The organism is Mycolicibacterium monacense (assembly GCF_010731575.1).
Lineage (GTDB): Bacteria > Actinomycetota > Actinomycetes > Mycobacteriales > Mycobacteriaceae > Mycobacterium > Mycobacterium monacense.
On record NZ_AP022617.1, the window covers coordinates 5,699,700 to 5,712,481 of the forward strand.

General features: G+C 68.6%; 11 protein-coding genes. 8 read left to right on the forward strand and 3 right to left on the reverse strand.

The genetic code is table 11. The annotated features are described in order from the left end of the window. Positions 1–10: 10 nt before the first annotated feature. A complete protein-coding gene (locus G6N49_RS27370) occupies positions 11–2,086 on the forward strand; it encodes a RecQ family ATP-dependent DNA helicase (RefSeq protein WP_011857136.1) in 2,076 nt (691 codons plus the stop codon). 60 nt (positions 2,087–2,146) lie between these two features. On the opposite strand, the gene G6N49_RS27375 is transcribed toward G6N49_RS27370, so the two are convergent. Next, positions 2,147–2,536, reverse strand: a complete 390-nt coding sequence (locus G6N49_RS27375) for a hypothetical protein (protein ID WP_011857135.1) — start codon at positions 2,534–2,536, stop codon at positions 2,147–2,149. Positions 2,537–2,815: 279 nt separating this feature from the next. Between G6N49_RS27375 and G6N49_RS27380 the strand changes: the two genes are divergently transcribed. Then, a complete protein-coding gene (locus tag G6N49_RS27380) occupies positions 2,816–3,010 on the forward strand; it encodes a ferredoxin (RefSeq protein ID WP_011562032.1) in 195 nt (64 codons plus the stop codon). 9 nt (positions 3,011–3,019) lie between these two features. Here the strand turns inward: G6N49_RS27380 and G6N49_RS27385 are convergent, their stop codons facing one another. Continuing rightward, a complete protein-coding gene (locus tag G6N49_RS27385; RefSeq protein ID WP_011857134.1) occupies positions 3,020–3,658 on the reverse strand; it encodes a response regulator in 639 nt (212 codons plus the stop codon). A 73-nt stretch (positions 3,659–3,731) separates the two neighbouring features. On the opposite strand from G6N49_RS27385, the gene G6N49_RS27390 reads away from it, so the two are divergent. The 5 genes from G6N49_RS27390 (at position 3,732) to G6N49_RS27410 (ending at position 10,639) form a co-directional block, all read left to right on the forward strand. Next, the gene (locus G6N49_RS27390) at positions 3,732–5,027 is read left to right on the forward strand and encodes a sensor histidine kinase (RefSeq protein ID WP_011857133.1); all 1,296 of its coding nucleotides are present in this window, start codon (positions 3,732–3,734) and stop codon (positions 5,025–5,027) included. 155 nt (positions 5,028–5,182) lie between these two features. Next, positions 5,183–6,457, forward strand: coding sequence for a cytochrome P450 (locus G6N49_RS27395; protein WP_011562029.1), 1,275 nt, complete (start codon positions 5,183–5,185; stop codon positions 6,455–6,457). 35 nt (positions 6,458–6,492) lie between these two features. Then, entirely contained in the window at positions 6,493–7,599 is a 1,107-nt protein-coding gene (locus tag G6N49_RS27400) for an NDMA-dependent alcohol dehydrogenase (RefSeq protein WP_011857132.1), read from the forward strand. A 2-nt stretch (positions 7,600–7,601) separates the two neighbouring features. Continuing rightward, entirely contained in the window at positions 7,602–9,125 is a 1,524-nt protein-coding gene (locus tag G6N49_RS27405; RefSeq protein WP_011857131.1) for an aldehyde dehydrogenase family protein, read from the forward strand. 8 nt (positions 9,126–9,133) lie between these two features. Then, the gene (locus tag G6N49_RS27410; RefSeq protein ID WP_011857130.1) at positions 9,134–10,639 is read left to right on the forward strand and encodes an AMP-binding protein; all 1,506 of its coding nucleotides are present in this window, start codon (positions 9,134–9,136) and stop codon (positions 10,637–10,639) included. Positions 10,640–10,646: 7 nt separating this feature from the next. Here the strand turns inward: G6N49_RS27410 and G6N49_RS27415 are convergent, their stop codons facing one another. Beyond that, positions 10,647–11,567 carry an IclR family transcriptional regulator gene (locus tag G6N49_RS27415; protein ID WP_011857129.1) on the reverse strand — a complete coding sequence of 307 codons (921 nt, stop codon included), beginning with the start codon at positions 11,565–11,567 and terminating at the stop codon, positions 10,647–10,649. Between the two features lie 86 nt (positions 11,568–11,653). On the opposite strand from G6N49_RS27415, the gene G6N49_RS27420 reads away from it, so the two are divergent. Continuing rightward, positions 11,654–12,781, forward strand: coding sequence for a hypothetical protein (locus G6N49_RS27420; RefSeq protein WP_011857128.1), 1,128 nt, complete (start codon positions 11,654–11,656; stop codon positions 12,779–12,781). The last annotated feature ends 1 nt before the right edge of the window (position 12,782 follow it).

A 12,782-nucleotide genomic window follows, 5' to 3' on the forward strand; every position in this document is an offset into this window, starting at 1 on the left:
GATAGGGCACATGCCGACCCGTGACGACGCCCAGGCGCTGCTCGAACAACTCGCCGGCCCGCAGGCCACACTGCGCGACGATCAGTGGACCGCGATCGAGGCGCTGGTGGTGCACCGCCGCCAGGCGCTCGTGGTGCAGCGCACCGGCTGGGGGAAGTCGGCCGTCTACTTCATCTCGGCCAAACTGCTGCGCGCCGCCGGCCGCGGACCCACGGTGATCGTCTCCCCGCTGTTGGCGTTGATGCGCAACCAGGTCGCGGCCGCCGAGCGCGCCGGCGTGCGGGCGGCCACCATCAACTCCGGCAACGTCGCCGAATGGGAGGACATCCACGCGCGGGTGCAGGGCGGTGACCTCGACGTCCTGCTGGTCAGTCCCGAGCGGCTCAACAACCCGGACTTCCGCGACAACGTGCTGCCCGCACTGGCGGCCGACGCCGGTCTGGTGGTGGTGGACGAAGCGCACTGTGTGTCCGACTGGGGTCACGACTTCCGCCCCGACTACCGCCGGATCCGCACCCTGATCGCGGAGTTGGGCCAGGACATCCCGGTGCTGGCCACCACGGCCACCGCGAACGACCGGGTGGTCGACGACGTGGCCACCCAACTCGGGGTGGGCGGGCGCGACACCCTCGTGCTGCGCGGCGGGCTCGACCGCGAATCGCTGCGGCTGTCGGTGGTCCACGCGGGCAACCCCGCGCAGCGGGCCGCCTGGATCGCCGCGCACCTCGGCGACCTGCCGGGTTCGGGCATCGTCTACACACTCACCGTCGCCCAGGCCCACGACATCGCGGCGCTGTTGCGCGAACACGGGCACCCGGTCGCCGCCTACACGGGTTCCACCGATCCGACCGAGCGCGAACAACTCGAGGCCGACCTGCTGGCCAACCGGGTCAAGGCGTTGGTCGCGACCTCGGCGCTCGGGATGGGGTTCGACAAACCGGATCTCGGCTTCGTGGTCCATCTCGGTGCGCCGTCCTCACCGATCGCCTATTACCAACAGGTGGGCCGCGCCGGGCGTGCCACGTCGAGCGCCGAGGTGGTCCTGCTGCCCGGTCGCGAGGACCAGGAGGTCTGGCGGTATTTCGCCTCGGTGGCCTTCCCGTCGGAAGCCATGGTGCGCAACGTGATCGATGCACTCGAGACGGACCGGCCGCAGTCCACCCCGGCGCTCGAACCGCTCGTCGACCTCAACCGCAGCCGCCTGGAGATGGTGCTCAAGGTGCTCGACGTCGACGGGGCCGTGCGGCGGGTCAAGGGCGGGTGGCTCAGCACCGGTGCGCCGTGGAGCTACGACGAACCGCGCTACCGCAAACTCGACGAGGCGCGCCGGCGCGAACAGCAGGCGATGCTCGACTACCAGAGCACCGACGGATGCCGGATGGCGTTCCTGCGCCGCCAACTCGACGACCCCGAACTGCGCGAAGGTGACCGGTGCGGCCGCTGCGACAACTGCACGGGCAACCGGCTGTCCGCGGAGGTCGACGCGACCGCGGCCGAGGACACCCGGCAGCGGCTGATGCGCCCGGGTGTCGAGCTCAGCGCGCGCAAACAGTGGCCGTCGGGGTTGGCGAAGCTCGGTCTCGACCTGAGCGGGCGCATCCACGACGGCCCCGCGACAGGCCGGGTGATCGGCAGGCTGACCGATCTGGGCTGGGGCGCCCGGCTACGCAAGGTGCTCGACGAACCCGACGGTGAGGTCTCCGAAGACGTGGTGCGCGCCGCGATCGACGTGCTGGCGGCCTGGAACTGGCAGCAGCGTCCCGTCGCCGTACTGGCGATGGACTCCGAAACCCATCCGATCCTGATCCGGTCGCTGGCCCGCCGGCTTGCCGAACTCGGCAGGCTCATCGACCTGGGCACACTGCAGTACCGGCCGGGCCGACGGCCGGTGACGGCGGCGAACTCCGCGTACCGCGTTGCGGCGCTGAGGGATTCGTGGGAGACGCCGGATCTCGACGTGAACGGTCCGGTGCTGCTCGTCGACGATCTCACCGACACCGGGTGGACGCTCACCATGGCGGCCCGGGTGGTCCGTTCCGCCGGCGCCCCCGAGGTGCTGCCGTTCGCGCTGGCCGCCGTCAGCTGATCGTCAACCGCGAACAGCCGCCCCGCGAGTACGCGGGGCGGCTGTCCTTCCGATATTCGGTTACCGCGGAAGCGGGACGAACAGACCGTCGTTGACCCACACGCCCCATGCGGTCCAGTTCGGGTTGAACACGACCCGCAGTGGCGGACCCCAGTAGTTCGGCGGCAGCCACGTCGTCGGGATACCGAAGTAGGCCGGATCATCCCAGTGCCCCGGCGGCACGCCGTAGAGCGGGTTCGGTACGAAGCCGACCGCCGGGTCCTTCTTGACCTGCCCGGGCGGCCCGAACGGATTGTGTCCGGGCGGATCGCCCGGACGCCATCCGTCGTGTCCGGGTACCGGCGGATTGGGCTTGGGATCCGCGTGCGCGAATCCGCTGCCGATACCCATCGCCGCGAATCCCAGCGCACCGGCCATGGCCGATGTGGCCGCAAGTGTCTTGATCTTCAAGATGAACTCCCTGTCCGCCGACGGCACAGCACGAGACCGCGCGCGTCGACTTGCTGTTCACACCCGCCCGTCGTGGAGTGACGGTGCGGTCTGAAGACCCCCCTGACCGGTGATCAAGGTACCCGTCAGGCGCCGCGGGAAAACCGGCCGCCCAGAAAGGCCCGGTCAGGGCGCCTGCGGACAGATTGGCACGCGCAGGCCATCGTTGGCGCTCGCAGCCCCGCTGAGGCGGACCGCGACGGCCCCATACTCGGGTTCCGGCCGAACCGAGGAGGAGCCATGCACATCACCGTCGACTACGACCTGTGCGAGGGCCACGGGCAGTGTCTGATGGCCGCACCCGACGTCTTTGACCTGCCCGACGGGTCGGATCAGGTCGTCGTTCTCGACCCCGATCCGCCCCAGAGCGAGCGCGGGGCCGTCGTCCGTGCCGCCGCCATGTGCCCTGCGCAGGCGTTGCGTGTGGATCCCTGACGCCGCCGTTCACCCCTCGGCGAGATCGTCGAGGATCCCGCTCCGCCCCGCCAACGCGGCGGCGGCGATCCGGTTGCCGACGCCCAGCTTGTTCAACAGCGAGGCCACCATCCGTTTGGCGGTACGGTCGGACACCATCATCCGGGTGGCGATGTCGGCGGTCTCCATCCCCGTGGAGACCAGCACCCACAGTTTGAGGTCTGCCGGGGTCAGCGCCGTCAACACCTCGGGCGACGGTTTGCGCGTACCCGAGAGCAGCGCATCCAGCAGAGCGGGGTCCACCACCCGCAATCCGGCGGCGATCGTCGTCAACGGCCCGACCAGGGCCTCGGGCCGCACCGTCTTGGACAGGAACCCGTCGGCGCCCGCGCGCAGCGCGTCCTCGGCGAGTTGCATGTCGCCGGTGCCCGACAGCGCCAGGATGCGGGTTCGGGGATGGCGCGCCCGGATGTGCCGAATCGCCGCCACCCCACCCAGCGGCGGCATCGACAGGTCCACGATCGCGAGGTCGGCATCGCACGACATGGCCAGTTCAGCGGCCTCTTCGACGAAGGTGGTCCGGCCACCGATCACGAACTGCTCGGACCAGTCGCGGGCCAGCAGCAGTTCCAGACCCTCGGCGAACAATTCGTGATCGTCGATGATCACGACGACGAGGGGTTCTCGTCCGGACCTGTGAGTCACCCGCTGGATCGTAGTGCGCGGGTCTAGGGTCGGCCCCGTGAACGGCTCGCGTCGACTGAGGTCACTGGTGGTGCCCGCCGGGGACACCTACGGTCTGGCGCGGGTCGTGGTGGCCGTCCGCGCCGCGGTGGTGTTGTCGGTCGTCCTGCTGAGCGCGACCGGTCCGGATTGGATGCGCCGCAATCCTGTGGTGTTGACGATCGTGCTGGCGGCCGCACTCGTGTACGCGGCCGTGTTGATGGCCCATCCGCGCTACGAGGTGCGGCGCACCCGCTTCGCCTGGTTGGTGGCCGCGCTGGACGCGACGTTCACGTTGACGCTGATCGCCCTCACCGGAGGTGCCTCCAGTCCCGTCGTCGCCGTCCTCGCACTGGTCGTGATCGCGTCCGCGGCCAGGTTGACCTTTCTCGAATGTCTCTCACTCGCAATCCTTCTGGGTCTCGGATACCTCGCGGTGGTGTCCTTTGTCACCGCCGGTGGCGCTGCACTCGCACCGCTGACCCTGGGCCTCTGGTGGGCGCTGTACATGGTGTTCATCGCCGTGCTGAGCGGTGGGCTGGCGGTCTTGATCGAACGTGAGCACCGATCACGGGTGGACGCCCTGGTGGAAGCCGAGGCCGAACACGCCGCGGCCGCGGAGGAACGCGACCTGCGCGCGCGCCTGCTCCGTTCCTACGAGGCGCAGCAGGAGGGACTGCAGGTGCTGCTGCACGAATTCCGCACCCCGGTGGCCTCACTGGACGCCCTGGCCGGCGCACTCACCGACACCACACCGATGCCAGATGCCGACCGGGATGCGGCGATTCGACTCGCCGGTCGGCATGCCCGGCACCTCACCGACATGCTCGACGCCCTCTCCGACGTCAACCTCAGCCGCCAACCCGCCTTCTCCTCCGGGCGGGTGCGCCGCGTCGACGTCGCGGAACTGGTCAGCGAGGCCGGTCATGCGGTGGATCTCGGTCCGCCCCGGCTGCGGGTGTCGACGACCGGTGACGTCTCGGCAGTGTCGATCGATGCGCAGGGCCTGCGCCGTGTCCTGACCAACCTGCTGGAGAACGCGGCCCGCCACGGCCGGGACCGGCCCATCGACGTCGAATGCGAACGCCTCGACGACCGACTACGGGTCAGCGTGTCGGACCGTGGCCCGGGGGTCCCCCAGGCGGCCCTGGGCGAGCTGACCGGCAAGTTCGTCAGCCTGTCGGATCGGCGCGGCACCGCCGGTCTGGGGTTGTGGATCGTGCAGCAGATCATCGACGCCCTCGGCGGCACGTTGCATTTCACCGCCCGCGCCGAGGGTGGCCTCACGGCGTCGTTCACTGTTCCGGTCGGCTGAGCGCCCGAGGTCCCCGGGGCCGGGGACGTGGCCCGCACGGGCCGCCATTGGCCCGCACGGCGGCTCCGTCGGGCGTCGTGGTGTCCAACACTGGGCCTTGATCCGCCGCGTGACGTGCACCACACGATGCGGACGAGCCCTGAAAGGACATGCCAATGACGACCGTGTTCCCCGAGACCACCCACGGTGACATCGATCTGAGCGCACGGGAGTTCTGGGCCAAACCGCCCGTCGAACGCGATGCCGCGTTCGCGGTGTTACGGCGTGAGAACCCCGTCGCGTGGAGCCGGCCTGCGGACTCCGACCTGTTGCCACCCGAACAGAACCTCAAGGGGTTCTGGTCGCTGACCAAGCACGAGGACATCCGCTACGCCAGCCGCCATCCCGAGATCTTCTCCTCGGCGCAGGGCATCACGATGGAGGACTTCCCCCACGAGATCCTGATGATGTCGCAGTCGTTCATCGCGATGGACGCGCCCCGGCACACTCAGCTGCGCGGTATCACCCTCGATGCGTTCAAACCGCGCAACATGCGCCGGCTGCAGGGCTGGGTCCAGGAACACGCCCGCGATCTGATCTCCGAGATGTCCCATCTGGGCGAGGGCGATTTCGTCGAGCTGGTGTCGGTGAAACTGCCGGGCCGCATCTTCGGGTCCTTCTTCGGCCTGCCGCCGGGCGAGATCCACGAGAAGACCATCGATGCCGCGCAGCGCACTCTGGGCTGGACCGATCCCGACGTCCGCGGTGACCGCACCGCCCTCGAACTGTTCGCCGGTGCGGTGATGGACCTGCACGAGACGGTGACCACCCTGCTGCCCGAGCGTCGCGCCAACCCCGGCGACGACCTGCTGTCCTGGATGGTGCAGGCCGAGTTCGACGGTGTGAAGATGACCGACGACGAACTGAAGGCCTTCTTCACCCTGCTGGCGGTGGCCGCGAACGACACCACCAGACATGCTTCGGCGCAGGCGATCTACGCGTTCTCCCAGTTCCCCGACCAACGCGACCTGCTGGTCGCCGATGTCGAGGGTCGGGTCGACTCCGCGGTCGAGGAGGCGCTGCGCTGGGCCTCCCCGCTGATCCACATGCGACGCACCGCGACCCAGGACGTCACGGTCCGGGGTGCGGAGATCAAGGCCGGCGACAAGGTGGTGCTCTGGTACAGCTCGGCCAACCGCGACGAAGACGTGTTCGACGATCCCTTCACGTTCGACATCGAGCGAAACCCCAACCCACACCTGGCATTCGGTGGTGGGGGACCGCACTTCTGTCTCGGCGCGGCGCTGGCCCGCACCATGCTCCGCTCACTGCTGACCGAGGTGTACACCCGCATCCCGGACATCCACGCCCCCGAACCGAAATTCCAGGTCGCCAACTTCATCAACGGCATCAACAGCCTGCCCGCCACCTGGACCCCCGAACGCCGCTGACGGCCCTGACCCACTGACCGAGAGGAATCACGATCTTGAAGACGAAAGCCGCTGTCCTGTGGGGGCTGCACCAGAAATGGGAGGTTACCGAACTCGACCTCGACGCGCCCAAGGCGCAGGAGGTCCTGGTCAAGCTGACCGCGAGCGGGCTCTGCCACTCCGATGACCACCTGGTCACCGGGGACATGCCGATGAACCTGCCGGTGGTGGGCGGACACGAGGGCGCCGGAGTGGTCGCCGAGGTCGGCCCCGGCGTGACCGAGGTCGAGGTCGGCGACCACGTGGTGCTGAGCTTCATCCCGGCCTGCGGCCGCTGCACCGAATGTGCGCGGGGGCGCAGCAACCTGTGCGTGTACGGCGCCGCGATCGTCGCCGGGCCGCAACTCGACGGCACCTACAGGTTTCACAGCGGCGGGCAGGACGTCGGCCAGATGTGTGTGCTGGGCACCTTCTCGGAGTACACCGTGGTGCCGATCGCCTCGGTGGTCAAGGTGGACAAGGACATTCCGCTGGACAAGGCAGCACTGGTCGGGTGTGGGGTCACCACCGGCTACGGTGCCGCCGTGCGCACCGGTGAGGCCCGCGACGGCGACACCGTCGTGGTCATGGGTGTCGGCGGGCTCGGTATCAACGCGGTGCAGGGCGCCAGGCTCGCCGGCGCGCGCTACGTCATCGCCCTCGATCCCGTCGCCTACAAGCGGGAGCGGTCGTTCGAGTTCGGCGCCACCCACGCCGCGGCCACCGTCGAGGAGGCGCAGGCACTGATCACCGACCTGACCCGCGGCACCATGGCCGACGTCTGCGTCGTCACCACCGACAGTGCCGAAGGCGCCTACGTGGCGCAGGGCCTGAGCCTGGTCGGCAAGCGGGGCCGAGTGGTGATGACGGCGATCCCGCACCCGACCGACACCACCGTCGACATGTCGCTGTTCGACCTGACCCTGTACGAAAAGCAGGTCAGGGGATGCCTTTTCGGGTCGTCCAACCCGCGCCTGGACATCCCGCGCATGCTCGAACTCTACGGGTCCGGCCGTCTCATGCTCGACGAGCTGATCACCCGCGAGTACACCCTCGACGAGATCAACCAGGGGTACGAGGACATGCACGACGGGCGCAATCTGCGCGGGCTGATCAGGTTCTGATGATGACCGGACTTCCGCATTACCGGATGTACGTCGACGGCGAGTGGCGCGACGCCGCGGAGTCGATCGAGGTGCGCAGCCCGGCAACCGGCGCCCCGGTCGCGACGGTGGCCTACGGTGACCTGACCGCCGTCGACGACGCCGTGGCGGCGGCCAGGGCCGCGCACGAGGCTGGGGTGTGGCGATCGATGCCGCCGCAGCAGCGGGCCGATCTGCTCGACGCCATCGCCGACAAGCTCGCCGCCCGGTCCGACGAGCTGACCGCGCTGCAGGTCAGGGAGAACGGTGCGACCGTGCGCGGTGCCGGCGCGTTCCTGATCGGCTACGCCATCGCGAACCTGAGGTATTTCGCCTCGCTTGCGCGCAGCTACGCGTTCCAGACCAGCGGACCGCTGATCGAGGCGCCGACGCTGGCCTCCGGCCTGATCCTGCGGGAGCCGGTCGGGGTGTGCGCGGGCATCATCCCGTGGAACTTCCCACTGCTGCTGGCGGTCTGGAAGCTGGGACCGGCGCTGGCGGCGGGCAACACCGTCGTGCTCAAACCCGACGACCAGACCCCGCTGACGCTGCTCGAACTCGCCCGCGCCGCAGACGAAGTCGGGCTGCCCGCCGGGGTGCTCAACGTGGTGACCGGGCCGGGTCCGGTGGCCGGCGCCCGGCTGGCCGAACACCCCGACGTCCGCAAGATCGCGTTCACCGGGTCCACCGAGGTGGGCAAGGGTGTCATGCGGGCCGCGGCCGACAACGTCAAGAAGGTCACCCTCGAACTGGGCGGCAAGGGCGCCAACATCGTGCTCGAGGACGCCGATCTCGACCTTGCCGTGGACGGTTCGCTGTTCGCCTTCCTGATGATGAGCGGGCAGGCCTGTGAATCCGGGACGCGACTGCTGGTGCACGAATCCGTTCACGACGAGTTCGTGCGGCGGTTGGTGGCCCGGGCCGAGACGCTGGTGATGGGCGATCCGATGAGCCCGGCGACCGATCTGGGACCGCTGGTGTCGGCCAAGCAGAAGGCCCGTGTCGAGAAGTACATCGCGCTCGGTCAGGAGGAGGGCTGCCGGATGGCCTTCCAGGGCACCGTCCCGTCGGATCCCGCGCTGGCCGAGGGGCATTGGGTGCCGCCGGTCATCCTGACCGGGGCCACCAACCAGATGCGGATCGCTCGCGAGGAGATCTTCGGCCCGGTGCTGGTGGTCATCCCGTTCCGCGACGACGACGATGCGGTCGCGATCGCCAACGACAGCGAGTACGGGCTGTCGGCGGGGGTGTGGAGCGCCGACAACGGACGCGCCCTGGGGATCGCCCGCCGGTTGGAATCGGGAACGGTGTGGGTCAACGACTGGCACATGGTCAACGCGATGTACCCGTTCGGCGGGGTCAAACAGAGCGGCCTGGGTCGTGAACTCGGCCCGGGCGCGCTCGACGAGTACACCGAGCCCAAGTTCGTCCACATCGACCTGACCAACGACCGTCGCAAACGTGCCTTCGCCGTGGTCGTATCCGCGGCGGCAGCCGAATCCGACTGAGGGACAACATGTATCCGGGTACCCATGCCCAGATCGCGCCGGACCGCCCCGCGGTGATCGTCGCCGAGACCGGTGAGCAGGTGAGCTATCGGCAGCTCGACGACGATTCCGCGGCGCTGGCCCGGGTGCTGTACGACGCGGGTCTGCGGACCGGCGACGTCGTGGCGCTGCTGTCCGACAACTCCCCGGAAGCCCTGGTGGTGTTGTGGGCGGCGCTGCGCTCGGGGCTGTACATCACCGCGATCAACCACCACCTCACTGCACCCGAAGCCGACTACATCGTCGGTGACTCGGGCGCGCGGGTGCTCGTCGCGTCCGCAGCGCTGGACGGGTTGGCGGCCAAGGTGGGTGCGGACCTGCCGCTGCGGCTGTCCTTCGGCGGCGAGATCGATGGATTCGGCTCGTTCGAGGCCGCGCTGGCCGGGGCGGGTCCGCGGCTGACCGAGCAACCGTGCGGGGCGGTCATGCTGTATTCGTCGGGAACCACGGGATTCCCGAAGGGTATCCAGCCCGACCTACCGGGCCGCGATGTCGACGCGCCGGGCGATCCGATCGTCGCGATCGCCCGCGCGTTCTACGACATCAGCGAGTCCGACATCTACTACTCGTCCGCGCCGATCTATCACGCCGCACCGCTGCGGTGGTGTTCGATGGTGCACGCACTCGGCGGAACCGTGGTGCTGGCCAAGCGATTCGATGCCCAGGCCACACTCGGGCACGTCGAGCGGTACCGGATCACCGTCACCCAGATGGTGCCGACGATGTTCGTGCGGTTACTCAAACTCGACGCCGACGTCCGCACCCGGTACGACGTGTCGAGCCTGCGGGCGGTCATCCATGCCGCCGCGCCGTGCCCGGTCGATGTCAAACACGCGATGATCGACTGGCTCGGCCCGATCGTCTACGAGTACTACAGTTCGACCGAGGCGCACGGGATGACGTTCATCGACAGCCCGGACTGGCTGGCCCATCCCGGATCGGTCGGTCGCAGCGTGCTGGGCGATCTGCACATCTGCGACGACGAGGGCAACGAGTTGCCGGCGGGACGGATCGGCACCGTCTACTTCGAGCGGGACCACCTGCCGTTCCGGTATCTCAACGACCCGGAGAAGACGGCGGCGGCCCAGCATCCCGCACATCCGTTCTGGACCACGGTCGGAGATCTCGGCTCGGTCGACGAGGACGGCTATCTGTACCTGGCCGACCGAAAGTCGTTCATGATCATCTCCGGCGGGGTGAACATCTACCCGCAGGAAACCGAGAATGCGCTGACCATGCACCCCGCCGTGCACGACGTGGCCGTCATCGGTGTCCCCGATCCCGAGATGGGGGAACAGGTCAAGGCGGTCATCCAACTCGTCGAAGGTATTCGCGGCAGCGACGAACTGGCGCGCGAGCTCATCGACTACACGCGGTCGCGGATCGCGCACTACAAGGCGCCCCGCTCGGTGGAATTCGTCGACGAACTGCCACGCACACCGACCGGGAAGCTGGTGAAGGGTCTGCTGCGGTGAACGCGGGTCACACCCCGGCCGGGTGAACCACGCCGCCGAGTTGGGCGGTCACCGCGTCGGCGGTCGCCACCACGGCGCGGGCCCGTTCACTGATCTCGTTGTCGGTCAACGGCTTCCCGATGTGCATCGAGACGACCATCACCTGCCGACGGTAATGGTCGTACACCGGGGCCGAGATCACGCTGACGTCATGACGTCCGCGACCGGTGCTCTCCTCGCGCAGATACACCCGCTCACCGATGTCGGAGACCAGCTCGCCCAGTAGCGCGCGCAGCTCGTCGGGCAACTCGGTCGGCATACCGGCCAGCAACGAGTACAGCCGCCGTCCGCCCGCGGTCTGTCGCTCCACCAGATATCCGTCGGCACGACAGGCGGCGACCACACGCCGGAGCCGGTCGGTGTCGGTGCGCAACGGGATCGTCGGCTGCCGTCGCAGCCAGTCACGTTCGGCCTCCTCATCCCACAGCACGAACATCAGGCCCACCGGAGGGGCGAACGGGTAGCTCTGACCCACCTCCACACCGGGCCGAAGCCCGGCGGGTGCCACCAGGTCCAGCAGAGTGATGCGGTCGTCGACGACTGCGGAGAGCGCAGCGGTGGCACCGAACCGCGCCGACAACAGGCGCAGTTGCTCGCGCGCGGCCGGGCTGACCCGCATCGACTCCTGGGCCCGGTGCCCGAGGGTGATCAGCGACGGTCCCAACCGGTAGGTCTTGTCGGCCGGATCACGGACGAGATAACCCGCCTCGCTCAGGGCCGTGACGATGCCCAGGCACGTCGGTTTCGTCAGCCCCACCCGGCGTGCCAGCTCGGATACGCCGAAGCGCTCCTGCGGGCGGTCGGCGAGGAAGTCGAGGATGCGCACCACCCGGTCCGTCGGTGGCGACGCACGTCCCGGAAGCGACGGGTCGGCCTTGGTCGGTGCCATGGGGAGCACGGTACCTCGACGGTCCATATATGTAACGCTGCGGTCGATATATTGACTATGGATAGAACACGTTCTAATTTCGGGCTGTGTACACGCAGCCCCTGGCCGACGCCATCGCCGAAGCGGAGAAGCTCGTCGCCGCCGCCCCGTTCATCGACTCCGGGGCCGACCTGCTCGAGGGACTGCAGTACCTCGCGGGCTGTATCGCCGCGTGCACGCACGTGGCGTTCGACTACGACCGCGATCATCCGTTCCTGCACAGCGGCACCGGCCCGTTCACGAAGATGGGCCTCGACAACCCCGACACCCTGTACTTCGGCACCCGCGTGCAGCCGGGGTACGACTACGTGGTGACCGGCAGGCGGGGCACCACCACCGACGTGAGCTTCCAACTCCTCGGCGGCGAGTACACCGACGAGGTGGTGCCCGACAGTGCGACGGCGTTCGACGACCGCAGGCTCGACATCGCCGCCGACGGCTCTTTCGAATGGCGGTTCACCCCGGAAGTGCCGTCGCAGTTGGTCATTCGCGAGGTCTACAACGATTGGTCCGCTCAGCGCGGCACGTTCGCGATCGCCCGCACCGACACCGCGGGCACCGCGCCGCCGCCACTGACCCGCGAACTCATCGAGAAGCGTTACGCCGTGGCAGGCAAGCAACTCGTGCAGCGCGTCAAGACGTGGCTGCAGTTCCCGCAGTGGTTCTACAACGACAGCCCACCGAACACGATGGTGGCGCCTCGGCTCACCCCCGGCGGCCTCGCGACGCAGTACTCGTCGGCGGGGCAGTTCGACCTCGCCGAGGACCAGGCGCTGATCATCACGCTGCCGGTCACCGATGCGCCCTACCTCGGCTTCCAGCTCGGCAGCCTGTGGTACATCTCGCTGGACTACATCAACCACCAGACGTCGCTGAACGGCACTCAGGCGCAGGCCGATCCGGACGGCAAGATCCGCATCGTCGTCTCCGAACAGAATCCCGGCGTGACCAACTGGTGCGAAACACTCGGACACCGCAAGGGTTTTCTCCAGTTCCGCTGGCAGCGGGTGTCGCGTGAACTGACCCCGGCCGACGGGCCGTCCGTCGAGGTGGTGGACATCGGCGACGTGAGTGCGGCGCTGCCGTACTACGCATCGAACAAGATTTCAGGAGAAGACTGGCGGGCACGGATCGCGCTACGCCAGAAACAGATCGGCGAGAGAATGGTGGGTTGAG

What these genes read in the sequence shown, in the direction of transcription:
- G6N49_RS27370 (WP_011857136.1), top strand. Translation starts at nt 11, where the DNA reads ATGCCGACCCGTGACGACGCCCAGGCGCTGCTCGAACAACTCGCCGGC.
- G6N49_RS27380 (WP_011562032.1), top strand. Translation starts at nt 2,816, where the DNA reads ATGCACATCACCGTCGACTACGACCTGTGCGAGGGCCACGGGCAGTGT.
- G6N49_RS27395 (WP_011562029.1), top strand. Translation starts at nt 5,183, where the DNA reads ATGACGACCGTGTTCCCCGAGACCACCCACGGTGACATCGATCTGAGC.
- G6N49_RS27405 (WP_011857131.1), top strand. Translation starts at nt 7,602, where the DNA reads ATGACCGGACTTCCGCATTACCGGATGTACGTCGACGGCGAGTGGCGC.
- G6N49_RS27410 (WP_011857130.1), top strand. Translation starts at nt 9,134, where the DNA reads ATGTATCCGGGTACCCATGCCCAGATCGCGCCGGACCGCCCCGCGGTG.
- G6N49_RS27415 (WP_011857129.1), bottom strand. Translation starts at nt 11,567, where the DNA reads ATGGCACCGACCAAGGCCGACCCGTCGCTTCCGGGACGTGCGTCGCCA.